This is a genomic window from Pseudomonas sp. 10(2024), from assembly GCF_045164175.1.
Taxonomy (GTDB): domain Bacteria; phylum Pseudomonadota; class Gammaproteobacteria; order Pseudomonadales; family Pseudomonadaceae; genus Aquipseudomonas; species Aquipseudomonas alloputida.
Genome location: NZ_CP174006.1, coordinates 4,702,061 through 4,717,268, shown reverse-complemented (window position 1 = coordinate 4,717,268; position 15,208 = coordinate 4,702,061). Strand labels below are relative to the sequence as shown.

Sequence of the window (15,208 nt, the reverse complement as noted above, 5' to 3'; positions counted from 1 at the left end):
CGCCTGGCTGTATACTGGCGGCCCATTCGAGGAGGGCCCCATGGTCGAACAAACTGAACTCAACCGGCTTTTCTGGCACAGCCGCCGCGGCATGCTGGAACTGGACGTACTGCTGGTGCCTTTCACCCAGGAAGTCTACCCCACCCTCAATGAGACCGACCGTGAACTGTACGTGCGTCTCTTGAGCTGCGAGGATCAGGACATGTTCGGCTGGTTCATGGAGCGCACCGAGTCCGAAGACCCGGAACTGCAGCGCATGGTCCGCATCATTCTGGACCGTGTCCAGCCCAAGTGAGTGCTTCGAGTGCCGTTGGCAAGGCTCGCGCCTGCTGCTGACGGCCTACCTCGCTTGTCAGGTACTGGCGTGGCTTGCCGTGTGGGCGAGCCCGCTGCCCGGGTGGATGGCCTTTTTTGTTGTCGCCGCCTGTACGGCCCACGCTGGCTGGGCCATTCCCCGACGTATCCTGTTGACCCATGAGCATGCTGTTGTCGGCCTGCGCCGTGATGTGCGGGGCTGGCAGGTGTTCAGCCGTGCCTGTGGGTGGCAGTCAGTGCGCTTGTGCCGGGACAGCGTAGCGTTGCCTGGGCTGGTGGTGTTGCGCTTTGAGCGGGCGGGGCGGTGGTTGGGGCAGAGCCAGTGCGTACCGGGGGATGCGCTGGGGCCGGATGAGCATCGGCGCTTGCGGGTGCGGTTGAAGTTCAGCCGGCGGCGCTGGGCTGCGGTGAGCCGGGCATAGATCGAGACCGGGTTAGCTTCTTCGCGGGCTCGCCCGCTCCCACAGGTCCAACTGCGCAATGCTGCAAGGCAGTCAAATTCCTGTGGGAGCGGGCGAGCCCGCGAAGGCCGCGACGCCGTTATCAGAGCGGGCTGAGGATAGTGTCCTTGGCCTCGTCCAGCATCCCTGGATAGTCCAGTGTGTAATGCAACCCTCGGCTTTCCTTGCGCTGCATGGCGGACAGGATCATCAGCTCGGCCACTTGCGCCAGGTTGCGCAGCTCGATCAGGTCACGGCTGACCTTGTAGTTGCTGTAGAACTCGTCGATTTCATCCAACAGCAGGCGAATGCGGTGTTGGGCCCGCTGCAGGCGCTTGCTGGTGCGCACGATGCCGACGTAGTCCCACATAAAGCGCCGCAGTTCGTCCCAGTTGTGCGCAATGATCACGTCCTCGTCCGAGTCGGTCACCTGGCTGGCGTCCCAGCCGGGCAAGGCCTTGGGCATGGCCACTTGCTCCAGGTGTGCCTGGATGTCGGCAGCGGCGGCGCGACCGTACACAAAACATTCCAGCAGCGAGTTGCTGGCCATGCGGTTGGCGCCATGCAGGCCGGTGAAACTGGTTTCGCCGATGGCATACAGGCCAGGCACATCGGTGTGGCCGCAGTCGTCGACCATCACGCCGCCGCAGGTGTAATGCGCCGCCGGCACCACCGGGATCGGCTGGCGGGTGATATCGATGCCAAAGGCCAGGCAGCGCTCGTACACGGTGGGGAAGTGGCTCTTGATGAAATCTGCAGGCTTGTGAGTGATGTCCAGGTATACGCAGTCCACGCCCAGGCGCTTCATCTCGTGGTCGATGGCGCGGGCCACGATGTCCCTTGGGGCCAGCTCTTCGCGTGGGTCGAAGCGTGGCATGAAGCGTTCGCCGTTGGGCAGGCGCAGCAGGGCGCCCTCGCCGCGCAGGGCTTCGGTGATCAGGAAACTCTTGGCCTGCGGGTGATACAGGCAGGTCGGGTGGAACTGGTTGAACTCCAGGTTCGCCACCCGGCAGCCGGCCCGCCAGGCCATGGCGATACCGTCGCCGCAGGCACCATCGGGGTTGCTGGTATAGAGGTAGACCTTGGCCGCACCGCCCGTGGCCAGCACGGTGAAGCGCGCGCCGAAGGTGTCTACCTCGCCGGTGTTGCGGTCGAGCACGTAGGCGCCCAGGCAGCGTTCGCCGGGCAGGCCCAGGCGGCGTTCAGTGATCAGGTCGACCGCCACCCGCTGCTCCAGCAGCTGGATGTTCGGGCGCTGGCGAGCCTGTTCCAGCAGCGTGGTGAAGATTGCCGCGCCGGTAGCGTCGGCGGCGTGGATGATGCGCCGGTGGCTATGGCCCCCTTCACGGGTGAGGTGGAACTCGAAGCCGCCATCGTCGACGCTGTAGTGCTCATCGCGGGTGAAGGGCACGCCTTGTTCGATCAGCCACTGGATCGCTTCGCGGCTGTGCTCGACGGTAAAGCGCACTGCGTCTTCATGGCACAGCCCGCCGCCGGCATTGAGGGTGTCCTCGACATGCGACTGCACAGTATCGGTGTTGTCCAGCACTGCAGCGACGCCGCCCTGGGCCCAGAAGGTCGAGCCGTTGGCCAGGTCGCCCTTGCTCAACACGGCAACGCGAAGGTGGCTGGGGAGGTTAAGTGCCAGGCTGAGACCGGCGGCACCGCTGCCGATCACCAGGACATCATGTTGGAATTGTTGGCTCATGTCGGGACACTAGTAATCTTTGGGAGGGGCACGGCACAATGGTCACGCGCGGATGGCATTGTGAAACTATCGTTAAACGTGTCGGGATGCCTTTATAGCAGCCCCGGGTGGCCAATTTCCATGCTACCTGCCAGGTTGCGACAACCTTTGTGGGAACTTTCCGACATGGCCGGAAATCCTATGAAGGCTGCCCGTACGCCACAATTTGCCGCGGCGACGCAGGGCGGCAGGCCTTTCCAGGCTTACCCCTGTGTATTTGAAACCTGATTATCGACGTAGCCGGCCGTGACCGCGCCGCGTCTTCCGTGCAAGCCGACCAAGGGCTGCAGGAAACTTGCTTGGAGGGGAGAACTTTTGCGCAAAGCCCGAGTCTATGGTTGCAAGCCTGAACGATGGCTGATGCAACGCTCCTTCGAGTTCACTGAGGAGTGTTCATGCTAACCCAGGAAGAGGATCAGCAGCTTGTCGAGCGCGTTCAGCGCGGCGACAGGCGAGCTTTCGATCTGTTGGTGCTGAAGTATCAGCACAAGATTCTCGGGTTGATCGTGCGGTTTGTCCACGATACCCACGAGGCCCAGGATGTAGCACAAGAAGCCTTCATCAAGGCCTACCGTGCGCTTGGCAACTTCCGCGGCGACAGTGCGTTCTATACGTGGCTGTACCGCATCGCCATCAACACGGCGAAGAACTACCTGGTGTCCCGTGGAAGACGGCCGCCAGACAGTGATGTGAGCTCCGAGGATGCGGAGTTTTACGACGGCGATCATGGTCTCAAGGATCTCGAGTCCCCAGAGCGCTCGTTGTTGCGGGATGAAATCGAAGGCACTGTCCATCGCACCATCCAGCAACTGCCCGAAGACCTGCGTACGGCATTGACGCTACGCGAGTTCGACGGGCTGAGTTACGAAGACATTGCCAGTGTCATGCAATGTCCGGTGGGTACCGTGCGCTCTCGAATCTTCCGCGCTCGGGAGGCCATAGATAAAGCCCTGCAGCCGTTGTTGCAGGAAACCTGAGACAGCGGCGACAGCGCCAAGAGAGGAACCGCCATGAGTCGTGAAGCTTTGCAGGAATCGCTGTCCGCGGTGATGGATAACGAAGCGGATGAACTGGAACTGCGTCGGGTGTTGAACGCCGTCGACGACGCCGAAACCCGTGCCACCTGGTCGCGTTACCAGGTTGCCCGTGCAGCCATGCACAAGGAGCTGCTGCTGCCTAACCTGGATATCGCCTCTGCGGTGTCCGCGGCGCTGGCCGACGAAGCCGTGCCAGCCAAGGTCAAGAAAGGCCCTTGGCGCAGCATTGGCCGTCTGGCGGTAGCCGCCTCGGTTACTGTCGCGGTACTGGCCGGTGTGCGTATGTACAATCAGGACGAGATCACGGGTGCAGAGCTTGCTGCCCAGCAGCCTGTCCAGCAGGGCTTGAGTGTGCCACAAGCGCAAGGCCCGGCCGTTTTGGCAGGCTATAGTGAAAGCAGTGAGCAACCGACCGGGCCAATGGCCAATGGCGTGCTGCAGAACCAGGCCGGCTGGGATCAGCGTCTGCCAGGCTACCTGCGCCAGCATGCCCAGGAATCTGCGCTCAAGGGCACTGAAACCGCATTGCCGTATGCCCGCGCCGCCAGCCTGGAAAACCGTTAAGTAAGGAGGATCATGCGCGCGCTACCTCTCTTGTCGCTGCTGATTGGCAGCTGCATGACGGTGCCAGCATTGGCTGCCAATTCTTCGCCTGAGGCGAGTGAGTGGCTGAACAAGCTGGCACAGGCCGAGCAAAAACAGAGCTATCAAGGGTCGTTCGTCTACGAACGCAACGGCAGTTTCTCCTCCCACGACATCTGGCACAGGGTCGACGACGGCAAGGTCAGCGAGCGGCTGTTGCAGCTTGATGGCGCCGCCCAGGAAATCGTGCGCGTGGATGGCAAGGTGGAGTGTGTCAGCGGGGCCTTGGCCAGCGGTGTCACGGCGCCGCCGGATACCGCACCGCGTGTGCTTGATCCGCTGAAACTGATGGGTTGGTACGATTTGAGTGTGGCAGGCAAGTCACGGGTCGCCGGGCGCGATGCCGTGATCATTACGCTCACGCCACGCGACCAGCATCGCTATGCGTTCGAATTGCACCTGGACCGTCACTCGGGTTTGCCGCTGCGTTCGTTGATGCTCAACGACAAGGGGCAGTTGCTGGAACGCTTCCAGATGACCCGTCTCGATACCGATGAAATACCCAGCGACGCAGACCTGCGCCCAGGTGCTGCCTGCAAGCCAGTGCAGCATGTGGCAGCCGGCAGCAATGATACCGTCGCGGGTTGGCGTTCGGACTGGCTGCCACCCGGTTTCGAGCTGGTCAACAGCTCGGTACGCCGTGACCCCAAGCGCAACAGTTCGGTCAGCAGCCTGATGTATGACGACGGCCTGGCGCGTTTTTCGGTGTTCATCGAGCAAGTGAGCGATGATGGCGGCACCGACATGCGCACCCAGCTAGGTCCGACCTCGGCAGTCTCGCGTCGCCTGAACACACCCAAGGGCAAAGTGATGGTGACCGTGGTTGGCGAAATTCCGCTGGGTACGGCAGAACGCGTCGCCCTGTCGATGCGCCCCCAGGATGCCCAGGCGCGCCAGTAATGGCGCGCTTTTGCGTGCCGAGTCAAGGCAGGTGGGCATACGCCTGAAATGAAATTAAAGCATTGTCATTTGCAATCCATCGGCAAATTTTCTATAGGTCAGGCTTTGAAGAGCCTGGCCTTTTCTGCGTTGAGCAGGGGTCTTTCCAAACTACCGCTCGTTGTGACGGGAGTCGTATGTCAATACCACGCTTGAAATCCTACCTAATGATGTTCGCTGCTGTGCTGATGCTCGGCCAAGTAGTCGCCGCCCAGGCCGAGGAAGCCCTGCCGGACTTCACCACCCTGGTGGAGCAGGCTTCGCCGGCAGTGGTCAACATCAGTACCAAGCAGAAACTGCCTGACCGCCGGATCGCCGCAGGCCAGATGCCGGATCTGGAAGGCCTGCCGCCGATGTTCCGCGAGTTCTTCGAGCGCAACATGCCCCAGCAGCCGCGTTCGCCGCGCGGCGACCGCCAGCGCGAGGCGCAGTCGCTGGGCTCGGGTTTCATTATCTCCAGTGATGGCTACGTGCTCACCAATAACCATGTGGTGGCCGATGCCGACGAGATCATCGTTCGCCTGTCGGACCGTAGCGAACTGCAGGCCAAGCTGGTCGGCACCGACCCGCGCACTGACGTGGCGCTGCTGAAGGTCGATGGCAAGAATTTGCCAACGGTGAAGCTGGGTGACTCCGAGAAGCTCAAGGTGGGCGAGTGGGTACTGGCCATCGGTTCGCCGTTCGGCTTCGACCATTCGGTGACCAAAGGTATCGTCAGCGCCAAGGGCCGGACCTTGCCCAATGACACCTACGTACCGTTCATCCAGACCGACGTGGCCATCAACCCGGGTAACTCCGGCGGCCCGCTGTTCAACATGAAAGGCGAAGTGGTGGGGATCAACTCGCAGATCTTCACCCGTTCTGGCGGTTTCATGGGCCTGTCGTTCGCCATCCCGATCGATGTGGCGATCGATGTCTCCAACCAGCTGAAGAAAGACGGCAAGGTCAGCCGCGGCTGGCTGGGCGTGGTGATTCAGGAGGTCAACAAGGACCTGGCTGAATCGTTCGGCCTGGACAAGCCGGCGGGCGCCCTGGTGGCCCAGGTGCTGGAAAACGGCCCGGCAGCCAAAGGCGGCCTGCAGGTGGGCGACGTGATCCTCAGCATGAACGGCCAGCCAATCGTCATGTCGGCCGATCTGCCGCACCTGGTAGGCGGCCTCAAGGATGGCGAGAAGGCCAAGCTGGAAATCATCCGCAATGGCAAGCGCCAGAACCTGGACATCAGCGTCGGCGCGCTGCCGGATGACGACGTTGACATTGGCGCTGGCACCGAAGGCAGCGCCGAGCGCAGCAGCAACCGCCTGGGTGTATCGGTCGCCGACCTGACCGCCGAGCAGAAAAAATCCCTGGAGCTCAAAGGTGGCGTGGTCATCAAGGAAGTGCAGGATGGCCCGGCAGCCATGATCGGCTTGCGCCCGGGTGATGTCATCAGCCATCTGAACAACCAGGCCATCGGTTCTGCCAAGGAATTCACCGAAATCGCCAAGGAACTGCCGAAGAACCGTTCCGTGTCGATGCGCGTGCTGCGTCAGGGCCGTGCCAGCTTCATCACCTTCAAGCTTGCTGAATAAGCGGTTTCGCAAGGCGAAAGGGCAGCTTCGGCTGCCCTTTTTCATGAATATTCACAATTGCGGGAATGATTGCTGTGTACAGTCGGACAGAGGAATCTCCCATAACCCAGCAGCTTAAGGTACAATTCCCGGCTATTTTTCGGCGGGCGTCCGGCTCGCAGCCTTTTCGAGTGTTGACCCGTGAGTGATTTGAGTCATATCCGCAATTTCTCCATCATCGCCCACATCGACCATGGCAAGTCGACGCTGGCTGACCGTTTCATCCAGATGTGCGGTGGCCTGTCGGCGCGCGAGATGGAAGCCCAGGTGCTCGATTCCATGGACCTGGAGCGTGAGCGCGGTATCACCATCAAGGCCCACAGCGTCACGCTTCACTACAAGGCGCAGGACGGCAAGACCTACCAGCTGAACTTCATCGATACCCCCGGCCACGTCGACTTCACCTACGAAGTCTCGCGCTCGCTGGCGGCCTGTGAGGGGGCACTGCTGGTGGTTGACGCCGGCCAGGGCGTGGAGGCCCAGTCCGTAGCCAACTGCTACACCGCCATCGAGCAGGGCCTGGAGGTCATGCCGGTCCTGAACAAGATGGACCTGCCCCAGGCCGATCCGGACCGCGTCAAGGACGAAATCGAGAAGATCATCGGTATCGACGCCACCGACGCCGTCGCCTGCAGCGCCAAGAGCGGCATGGGCGTTGACGAGGTGCTCGAGCGCCTGGTGCACACCATTCCCGCGCCGGAAGGTGAGATCGATGCACCGTTGCAAGCGCTGATCATCGACTCCTGGTTCGACAATTACCTGGGTGTGGTCTCGCTGGTGCGTGTGCGCCAGGGCCGCGTCAAGAAAGGCGACAAGATCCTGGTCAAGTCCACCGGCAAGGTGCACCTGGTCGACAGCGTCGGTGTCTTCACCCCGAAACACACCCAGACTGCCGATCTGAAAGCCGGCGAAGTAGGCTTCATCATCGCCAGCATCAAGGACATCCACGGTGCCCCGGTTGGTGACACCCTGACCCTGTCCTCGACCCCTGAGGTCGAGGTGTTGCCAGGCTTCAAGAAGATTCAGCCGCAGGTCTATGCCGGCCTGTTCCCGGTCAGTTCCGACGACTTCGAGGATTTCCGCGACGCTCTGCAGAAGCTGACCCTGAACGACTCCTCGCTGCAGTACATGCCGGAAAGCTCCGACGCGCTGGGCTTTGGCTTCCGTTGCGGTTTCCTGGGCATGTTGCACATGGAGATCATCCAGGAGCGCCTGGAGCGCGAATACGACCTGGACCTGATCACCACCGCACCCAGCGTGATCTACGAGCTGGAGTTGAAAACCGGCGAAACCATCGTCGTCGACAACCCGTCCAAGCTGCCGGACGTCTCGGCTGTAGCCGACTTCCGCGAGCCGATCGTCACCGCGACCATCCTGGTTCCGCAGGAGCACCTGGGTAACGTCATCACCCTGTGCATCGAGAAGCGTGGCGTACAGCGCGACATGCAGTTCCTCGGCAGCCAGGTGCAGGTGCGTTACGACATGCCGATGAACGAAGTGGTGCTCGATTTCTTCGACCGCCTCAAATCCACCAGCCGCGGCTATGCTTCGCTGGATTATCATTTCGATCGCTACCAGTCGGCCAACCTGGTCAAGCTGGACGTGCTGATCAACGGCGACAAGGTCGATGCCCTGGCATTGATCGTGCACCGCGACAACGCGGCCTACAAAGGCCGTGCGTTGACCGAGAAGATGAAGGAACTGATCCCTCGGCAGATGTTCGACGTAGCGATCCAGGCAGCCATTGGCGGCCAGATCATTGCGCGGACAACCGTCAAGGCGCTCAGAAAGAACGTACTGGCCAAGTGCTACGGTGGTGACGTCAGCCGTAAGAAGAAGCTGCTGGAGAAGCAGAAGGCCGGTAAGAAACGCATGAAACAGGTGGGCAATGTGGAAATTCCACAAGAAGCCTTCCTCGCCGTGCTCAGGTTGGATAGCTAGGTCCTATGTCGCTAAATTTCCCGCTGTTGCTGGTCATCGCCGTCTTCATCTGCGGTCTGCTGGGCTTGATCGACCTGCTGTTCCTGGCCCCGCGCCGGCGTGCGGCAATCGCCAACTATCAGGGCAGCGTCAGCCAGCCTGAGATGGCGGTGGTCGAACGGCTGAACAAGGAGCCGTTGCTGGTCGAGTACGGCAAGTCGTTCTTCCCGGTGCTGTTCATCGTGCTGGTGCTGCGTTCGTTCCTGGTCGAGCCGTTCCAGATCCCTTCGGGATCGATGAAACCGACCCTGGAAGTGGGCGACTTCATCCTGGTGAACAAATTCTCGTACGGCATTCGCCTGCCGGTGATCGACAAGAAGGTCATCGAGGTCGGTGACCCGCAACGCGGGGATGTGATGGTGTTCCGCTACCCGAGCGACCCGAATGTCAACTACATCAAGCGTGTGGTTGGCCTGCCGGGCGACGTGGTCCGCTACACCAACGACAAGCGGCTGTTCGTCAACGGCCAGCCCGTTGCCGAACAACTGGTGGGCAGCGAGCCGGGTACCCTGGGCAGTGCTCAGCTGTACAAGGAAAAGCTCGGCGCGGCCGAACACCTGATCCGCAAGGAAATGAGCCGTTATCGCATGCCGCCGGACCAGCAGTGGACCGTACCTGCGGGCCATTACTTCATGATGGGCGACAACCGCGACAACTCCAACGATAGCCGTTTCTGGGATGACCCGAACATTCCCAAGGAACTGCACGGCATGGTTCCGGACCGGAACATTGTCGGCAAGGCCTTCGCGGTGTGGATGAGCTGGCCAGAGCCCAAACTCAGCCACTTGCCCAACCTGTCGCGGGTTGGCCTGATCCATTGATACCCATCGGCGCTGTCCAGCAGACAGCGCCGAATGCATTTCTGACATAGGCTGTGTTCTCAGGGATCGGGAGATTCGCCGCAAATCGATCGGCGGACCACAGCCAAACAGTCTTTCAGGATGTTGATTTGAACAACGCGTTGAACAACGATCGGGTGGCCGCATGAGTGCTTCCCTTGCCGGTCTGGAGCGAAAGCTCGGTTACACCTTCAAGAACCAGGACCAGATGCTCCTGGCACTGACCCATCGCAGTTACGCCGGGCGCAACAATGAGCGCCTGGAGTTCCTCGGTGACGCCATTCTCAACTTCGTTGCCGGCGAAGCGCTGTTCGAGCGTTTTCCGCAGGCCCGCGAAGGCCAGTTGTCGCGGCTGCGTGCGCGGTTGGTCAAGGGTGAGACCCTGGCCCGTCTGGCCCGTGGTTTTGACCTGGGCGATTACCTGCGCCTGGGTTCCGGAGAACTCAAGAGCGGCGGCTTTCGCCGCGAGTCGATCCTGGCCGACGCCCTGGAGGCACTGATTGGTGCCATCTATCTGGACGCCGACATGGACACCGCCCGGGAGCGCATCCTGGCCTGGCTGGCCGATGAGTTCGAAGGCCTGACACTGGTCGACACCAATAAAGATCCGAAAACCCGCCTGCAAGAGTTCCTGCAGTCGCGCAGCTGTGAGCTGCCGCGTTACGAAGTAGTGGATATCCAGGGTGAACCACACTGCCGAACCTTCTTCGTCGAATGCGAAGTGGTACTGCTGAACAACAAGAGCCGTGGTCAAGGCGTTAGCCGGCGTATTGCCGAGCAAGTCGCCGCCGCGTCTGCACTGATCGCCCTGGGCGTGGAGAATGGCAATGACTGATAGCAACCCGACCCGCTGCGGCTACGTAGCCATTGTCGGCCGTCCCAACGTCGGCAAGTCGACCCTGCTCAACCACATCCTGGGCCAGAAGCTGGCGATTACCTCGCGCAAGCCGCAGACCACCCGCCACAACATGCTCGGCATCAAGACCGAAGGTGATGTGCAGGCCATCTACGTCGATACCCCCGGTATGCACAAGGCCAACGACAAGGCCCTGAACCGTTACATGAACCGCAACGCCTCGGCGGCCCTCAAGGACGTCGACGTGGTTATCTTCGTGGTTGACCGTACCAAGTGGACCGACGAGGACCAACTGGTTCTGGAGCGCTTGCAGTATGTCACCGGCCCGCTGATCATCGCGGTCAACAAGACCGACCGCATGGAAGAAAAAGCCGAGCTCATCCCGCACCTGCAGTGGCTGCAAGAGCAACTGCCGAACGCCGAGGTGATGCCGATTTCGGCACAGCAGGGGCACAACCTTGAAGCGCTGGAAGCACAGATCGCCAAGCACCTGCCCGAGAACGATCATTTCTTCCCCGAAGACCAGATCACCGACCGTAGCAGCCGCTTCCTGGCCGCTGAACTGGTGCGCGAGAAGATCATGCGTCAGCTGGGTGCGGAGTTGCCGTACCAGATCACCGTGGAGATCGAGGAATTCAAGCAGCAGGGCCATGTGCTGCACATTCACGCGTTGATCCTGGTTGAACGCGATGGCCAGAAGAAAATCATCATTGGTGACAAGGGCGAGCGCATCAAGCGCATCGGTTCCGAGGCGCGCAAGGACATGGAAGTGCTGTTCGATTCCAAGGTCATGCTCAACCTGTGGGTCAAGGTAAAGGGCGGCTGGTCCGACGACGAGCGCGCCCTGCGTTCGCTGGGCTACGGCGACCTGTAATTACCTGACCGGTCGGTTATTCCTGTGGGAGCGGGCTTGCCCGCGAATGCGATAGTGGGTTCACTGACGCTTTCGCGGGCACGCCCGCTCCCACACGTACATCAGGCCCCAGAGATAGTGCATGGACCAACCCACCCCCCAGCCAGCCTACGTACTGCACAGCCGTGCCTACAAGGAAACCAGCGCGCTGGTGGACTTTTTCACCCCGCAGGGCCGCATGCGCGCCGTGTTGCGTCGCGCACGGGGTAAGGGCGGCAGCCTGGTGCGGCCGTTCGTGTCGCTGGAGGTGGAACTGCGTGGGCGTGGCGAGCTGAAGAATGTCAGCCGCATGGACAGCACCGGCATCGCCGCCTGGCTTCACGGCGATGCGCTGTTCAGCGGGCTGTACCTCAATGAGCTGCTGATGCGCCTGTTGCCTGCCGAAGCGCCGTTCCCGGCCCTGTTCGAGCACTACACCTTGACCTTGCAGGCACTGAGCGCCGGTCGACCGCTGGAACCCCTGCTGCGCTCGTTCGAATGGCGGCTGCTGGACGAACTCGGTTATGCGTTTTCCTTGCACCATGACGTCAACGAGCAGCCCATTGCCGCCGATGGCCTGTACCGCTTGCGCGTTGACGCCGGCCTGGAGCGGGTTGAGCTGGCGCAGCCCGGCCTGTTCCGTGGCACCGAACTGCTGGCCCTGGCCCAAACCGACTGGGATGCCCCTGGCGCCTTGCTTGCCGCGAAGCGGCTGATGCGCCAGGCACTGGCAGTTCACCTGGGGGCAAAACCGCTGGTCAGCCGGGAACTGTTTCGCAAGCGCTGATCAGGACGTATGCTGTTGGGCTCAATCCTCAGGAGAGCCTTTCGTGACTCACAGCAACCGCATGCTTCTTGGCGTCAACATCGACCACGTGGCGACCCTGCGCCAAGCCCGTGGCACGCGCTACCCTGACCCGGTCAAGGCTGCCCTGGACGCCGAGGAAGCAGGCGCCGATGGCATCACCGTGCACCTGCGCGAAGACCGCCGGCACATCCAGGAACGTGACGTCGTGCTGCTCAAGGATGTACTGCAGACCCGCATGAACTTCGAGATGGGCGTCACCGAAGAGATGATGGCCTTTGCCGAAAAGATTCGGCCGGCGCACATCTGCCTGGTACCCGAAACCCGTCAGGAGCTGACCACCGAAGGTGGCCTGGACGTGGCAGGGCAGGAAGCGCGGATCAAGGCTGCAGTGGAACGGCTGGCACGTACCGGTGCCGAGGTGTCGCTGTTCATCGACGCCGACGAGCGGCAGATCGAGGCCTCGCGTCGGGTCGGCGCACCGGCCATCGAGCTGCACACCGGCCGTTATGCCGATGCCGAAACCCCCACCGATGTGGCTGAAGAGCTCAAGCGTATCGTCGACAGTGTGGCGTTTGGCGTGGGGCAGGGGCTGATCGTCAATGCGGGTCACGGGCTGCACTACCACAACGTCGAGGCGGTGGCGGCGATCAAGGGTATCAATGAACTGAACATTGGCCATGCGCTGGTGGCCCATGCCCTGTTTGTCGGCTTCAAGGCTGCTGTGGCCGAGATGAAGGCGCTGATCGTGGCGGCTTCGCGCTGATTTGTCGGCTACTCGCCGCAAGTGAATTCAGGCGCCCTTGCGGGCGCCTTTCTCATTTGCGCGCCAGCAGGGTGGCGCGACGAGGGGCAGGCAGGCCTTCGACGGTCTTGCTGTGGTCGTTCGGGTCGAGGAAGTCGCTCAGTGACTGGTAGCGCATCCAATCGGTGCTGCGCTGTTCCTCGACGCTGGTCACGCTCACGTCGACGCAGCGCACATCGCTGAAGCCGGCACGGCGCAACCAGCGGGCCAGCGCCGGTACCGACGGCAGGTACCAGACGTTGCGCATCTGTGCGTAGCGGTCCTCAGGCACCAGCACCTGGTTTTCGTCGCCCTCGATAACCAGCGTTTCCAGCACCAGCTCGCCACCCTTGACCAGGCAGTCCTTGAGCGCCAGCAGGTGCTCGATGGGCGAGCGGCGGTGATAGAACACGCCCATGGAAAACACGGTATCGAAACCTTCCAGGTTGGCGGGCAGGTCTTCCAGGGCGAACGGCAGGTGCCAGGCCGGCAACTTCGGCAGGTATTGCTGCACGGCCTGGAACTGGCAGAAGAACAGCCAGTTGGGGTCGACCCCAATCACCATGTCTGCGCCGGCGCCGAGCATGCGCCACTGGTAGTAGCCATTGCCGCAGCCCACGTCGAGTACACGCTTGCCCTTGAGGTCCAGGTGCGGGCCGACCCGTGACCACTTCCAGTCCGAACGCCATTCGGTGTCAACGTGCACGCCAAACAGGTCGAACGGCCCTTTGCGCCAGGGCGACAGGCCCATCAGTGCCTGGCGCATCTGCGCGCGGGTGGCGTCGTCGCAGTCGCAATCCAGACGCAACCCGTTGACCAGGTCGATTTCACTGGGTTGCAGGGCGGGCAGGGCTTCCAGCGCCCCGCGCCAGCGGTCGAGGTCACCGTGACCCTTTTCCAGCTTGGCGTCCAGTTGTGCTTGCAGGCCTTGCGACCAGAAAGCCAGGGGCGTGCCCGCCAGGCGGCGGACGAGGGGAGACAGATCGATCATGGCAGGGCTATCAACGAGGCGAAGTTAAGGCATTGGAACCAAGGCACCACTTTCGAGAAGCCGGCTGCGCGCAGGCGTTCCTGGTGGGTTTCGAGTGTATCGGGCTTCATCACGTTTTCGATGGCGCTGCGCTTCTGGGCGATCTCCAGTTCGCTGTAGCCATTGGCCCGTTTGAAATCCAGGTGCAGTTCATTGAGCAGATCCTGCGCTTGTTCATCGGCGAAGCGCAGCTTCTCCGACAGAATCAGCGCGCCGCCGGGCAGCAGCGCCTGGCGGATTCGCCCGAGCAGTTCAAGGCGTTGGTCAGGGGCGATGAACTGCAGGGTGAAGTTCATCGCCACTACCGAGGCGGGCTCGAAGGGCAGGGCAAGGATATCGGCTTCCAGTACTTGCACTGGCAGCAACTCCTGGAACATCGAATCCTGCGCAGTAAGGTACTGGCGGCAGCGCTCGACCATGGCGGCGGAGTTATCCACCGCGATTACCCTGCAGCCGTCGCTGCGCACATGGCGCCGCAGCGACTGGGTAACGGCACCCAGCGATGCGCCCAGATCGTACAGTGCGGTGCCTGGCTGGGCGAACCGAGCGGCCAGTACCCCGAGGTTCTCGACAATGGTTGGGTAACCGGGCACCGAGCGCTTGATCATGTCCGGGAACACACGCACGACGTCTTCGTTGAAGACGAAGTCGGGCACCTGCTCCAGGGGGTGGGAGAAAAGGCGGTCGGGTTGTTTGCTCACGGCGAATCCAGGCGGCTGGTGATAGGCAGGGGGCGCATTCTAGCCAAACCGCAGCCGGGATGCATGGTTGGCTGACCAGCGCTTTGCGTTCAATTGACCCGAATGCTGCAATCGAAGGTCTGCACCGGGCGCACTTCCGGGGCCCAGGGTTGCTGGTAGACCAATACCAGGTTCCCTTCGCCCGTAGCGCGGGCCTGGAAGCGCCAGGTCGATAGGCCCGAGCTGCCGACGATACCGGTGTCTTCAGGCGCGCTGTAAACCTCGGGGCCAAGGCTTTGCAATACGTTGGGCGCCGGGTTCTGTACCAGCCAGCGGTAGCCGGTGGTGGGGTTGCTGGGCAGGGTAAGCGTGAGGATCTGGCCGACCTGCAGGCGCTTGGGGCATTCGCTTTCGGCGTCCAGGTCAACAGGCTGCGAGGGTTGTTGCGCGCAGGCAGAAAGCAGGGCGAAGCTCAGGGGAACGAGCAGACGAGGAGAGGTCATGGTGGCTCCGAAGGCTGGCGATGGCCTGAGGATACCCGATGATCGAGGAAATTTGTGCTGCCTGTGCCGGCCCTTTCGCGAGTAAGCCCGCGCCTGCAGGGGTAGCGTA

The 15,208-nt window shown here is 61.9% G+C and carries 16 protein-coding genes; 12 read left to right on the top strand and 4 right to left on the bottom strand.

The window, feature by feature from the left end; genetic code table 11:
* Positions 1-40: 40 nt before the first annotated feature.
* Both ACI7M0_RS21370 and ACI7M0_RS21365 read left to right on the top strand, forming a co-directional pair.
* Complete coding sequence (locus ACI7M0_RS21370; protein ID WP_003252043.1) at positions 41-295, top strand: succinate dehydrogenase assembly factor 2; 255 nt, start codon at positions 41-43, stop codon at positions 293-295.
* On the top strand, positions 279-737 hold the full coding sequence (locus ACI7M0_RS21365) for a protein YgfX (protein ID WP_129933353.1): 459 nt from the start codon (positions 279-281) through the stop codon (positions 735-737). Before ACI7M0_RS21370 ends, ACI7M0_RS21365 begins: the two co-directional genes overlap by 17 nt.
* A gap of 121 nt (positions 738-858) precedes the next feature.
* On the opposite strand, the gene nadB is transcribed toward ACI7M0_RS21365, so the two are convergent.
* Positions 859-2,463, bottom strand: coding sequence for an L-aspartate oxidase (gene nadB, locus ACI7M0_RS21360; RefSeq protein ID WP_064491113.1), 1,605 nt, complete (start codon positions 2,461-2,463; stop codon positions 859-861).
* 434 nt (positions 2,464-2,897) lie between these two features.
* Here nadB and rpoE point away from each other — a divergent pair, with 434 nt between their 5' ends.
* The 10 genes from rpoE to pdxJ all read left to right on the top strand — a co-directional run bounded on the left by rpoE (position 2,898) and on the right by pdxJ (position 12,868).
* Positions 2,898-3,479, top strand: a complete 582-nt coding sequence (gene rpoE / locus ACI7M0_RS21355; protein WP_003252049.1) for an RNA polymerase sigma factor RpoE — start codon at positions 2,898-2,900, stop codon at positions 3,477-3,479.
* 33 nt (positions 3,480-3,512) lie between these two features.
* Positions 3,513-4,103: a sigma-E factor negative regulatory protein gene (locus tag ACI7M0_RS21350; protein ID WP_003252050.1), complete on the top strand. Its 591-nt coding sequence runs from the start codon at positions 3,513-3,515 to the stop codon at positions 4,101-4,103.
* Positions 4,104-4,115: 12 nt separating this feature from the next.
* Positions 4,116-5,081 (top strand): MucB/RseB C-terminal domain-containing protein, encoded by a 966-nt coding sequence (locus tag ACI7M0_RS21345; RefSeq protein WP_121162144.1) that lies wholly within the window; start codon positions 4,116-4,118, stop codon positions 5,079-5,081.
* A gap of 206 nt (positions 5,082-5,287) precedes the next feature.
* The gene (locus ACI7M0_RS21340) at positions 5,288-6,691 is read left to right on the top strand and encodes a DegQ family serine endoprotease (protein ID WP_371920367.1); all 1,404 of its coding nucleotides are present in this window, start codon (positions 5,288-5,290) and stop codon (positions 6,689-6,691) included.
* Between the two features lie 180 nt (positions 6,692-6,871).
* On the top strand, positions 6,872-8,671 hold the full coding sequence (lepA, locus tag ACI7M0_RS21335; protein ID WP_010952535.1) for a translation elongation factor 4: 1,800 nt from the start codon (positions 6,872-6,874) through the stop codon (positions 8,669-8,671).
* A gap of 5 nt (positions 8,672-8,676) precedes the next feature.
* The gene (lepB, locus tag ACI7M0_RS21330; protein ID WP_003252057.1) at positions 8,677-9,531 is read left to right on the top strand and encodes a signal peptidase I; all 855 of its coding nucleotides are present in this window, start codon (positions 8,677-8,679) and stop codon (positions 9,529-9,531) included.
* Between the two features lie 163 nt (positions 9,532-9,694).
* A complete protein-coding gene (gene rnc / locus ACI7M0_RS21325; protein ID WP_003252059.1) occupies positions 9,695-10,384 on the top strand; it encodes a ribonuclease III in 690 nt (229 codons plus the stop codon).
* Positions 10,377-11,279: a GTPase Era gene (gene era, locus ACI7M0_RS21320; RefSeq protein ID WP_129933355.1), complete on the top strand. Its 903-nt coding sequence runs from the start codon at positions 10,377-10,379 to the stop codon at positions 11,277-11,279. The genes rnc and era overlap by 8 nt, the downstream gene beginning before the upstream one ends.
* Positions 11,280-11,400: 121 nt before the next feature.
* The gene (recO, locus tag ACI7M0_RS21315) at positions 11,401-12,084 is read left to right on the top strand and encodes a DNA repair protein RecO (RefSeq protein ID WP_104962471.1); all 684 of its coding nucleotides are present in this window, start codon (positions 11,401-11,403) and stop codon (positions 12,082-12,084) included.
* Between the two features lie 61 nt (positions 12,085-12,145).
* Positions 12,146-12,868, top strand: a complete 723-nt coding sequence (gene pdxJ, locus ACI7M0_RS21310; protein ID WP_371920366.1) for a pyridoxine 5'-phosphate synthase — start codon at positions 12,146-12,148, stop codon at positions 12,866-12,868.
* Between the two features lie 52 nt (positions 12,869-12,920).
* Here the strand turns inward: pdxJ and cmoB are convergent, their stop codons facing one another.
* From cmoB to ACI7M0_RS21295, 3 genes are all read right to left on the bottom strand, one after another.
* A complete protein-coding gene (cmoB, locus tag ACI7M0_RS21305; protein ID WP_129933357.1) occupies positions 12,921-13,877 on the bottom strand; it encodes a tRNA 5-methoxyuridine(34)/uridine 5-oxyacetic acid(34) synthase CmoB in 957 nt (318 codons plus the stop codon).
* A complete protein-coding gene (gene cmoA, locus ACI7M0_RS21300; protein ID WP_129933359.1) occupies positions 13,874-14,617 on the bottom strand; it encodes a carboxy-S-adenosyl-L-methionine synthase CmoA in 744 nt (247 codons plus the stop codon). The genes cmoB and cmoA overlap by 4 nt, the downstream gene beginning before the upstream one ends.
* Before the next feature lie 89 nt (positions 14,618-14,706).
* Entirely contained in the window at positions 14,707-15,099 is a 393-nt protein-coding gene (locus ACI7M0_RS21295) for a protease inhibitor I42 family protein (RefSeq protein ID WP_014592209.1), read from the bottom strand.
* Between the last annotated feature and the right edge of the window lie 109 nt (positions 15,100-15,208).

Excerpts from the sequence above, each read along its gene's own strand:
- cmoB (WP_129933357.1), bottom strand. The coding sequence starts at position 13,877 with ATGATCGATCTGTCTCCCCTCGTCCGCCGCCTGGCGGGCACGCCCCTG.
- rnc (WP_003252059.1), top strand. The coding sequence starts at position 9,695 with ATGAGTGCTTCCCTTGCCGGTCTGGAGCGAAAGCTCGGTTACACCTTC.
- pdxJ (WP_371920366.1), top strand. The coding sequence starts at position 12,146 with ATGCTTCTTGGCGTCAACATCGACCACGTGGCGACCCTGCGCCAAGCC.
- lepB (WP_003252057.1), top strand. The coding sequence starts at position 8,677 with ATGTCGCTAAATTTCCCGCTGTTGCTGGTCATCGCCGTCTTCATCTGC.
- ACI7M0_RS21345 (WP_121162144.1), top strand. The coding sequence starts at position 4,116 with ATGCGCGCGCTACCTCTCTTGTCGCTGCTGATTGGCAGCTGCATGACG.
- ACI7M0_RS21295 (WP_014592209.1), bottom strand. The coding sequence starts at position 15,099 with ATGACCTCTCCTCGTCTGCTCGTTCCCCTGAGCTTCGCCCTGCTTTCT.
- nadB (WP_064491113.1), bottom strand. The coding sequence starts at position 2,463 with ATGAGCCAACAATTCCAACATGATGTCCTGGTGATCGGCAGCGGTGCC.
- recO (WP_104962471.1), top strand. The coding sequence starts at position 11,401 with ATGGACCAACCCACCCCCCAGCCAGCCTACGTACTGCACAGCCGTGCC.
- era (WP_129933355.1), top strand. The coding sequence starts at position 10,377 with ATGACTGATAGCAACCCGACCCGCTGCGGCTACGTAGCCATTGTCGGC.
- ACI7M0_RS21340 (WP_371920367.1), top strand. The coding sequence starts at position 5,288 with ATGATGTTCGCTGCTGTGCTGATGCTCGGCCAAGTAGTCGCCGCCCAG.
- ACI7M0_RS21350 (WP_003252050.1), top strand. The coding sequence starts at position 3,513 with ATGAGTCGTGAAGCTTTGCAGGAATCGCTGTCCGCGGTGATGGATAAC.
- rpoE (WP_003252049.1), top strand. The coding sequence starts at position 2,898 with ATGCTAACCCAGGAAGAGGATCAGCAGCTTGTCGAGCGCGTTCAGCGC.
- ACI7M0_RS21370 (WP_003252043.1), top strand. The coding sequence starts at position 41 with ATGGTCGAACAAACTGAACTCAACCGGCTTTTCTGGCACAGCCGCCGC.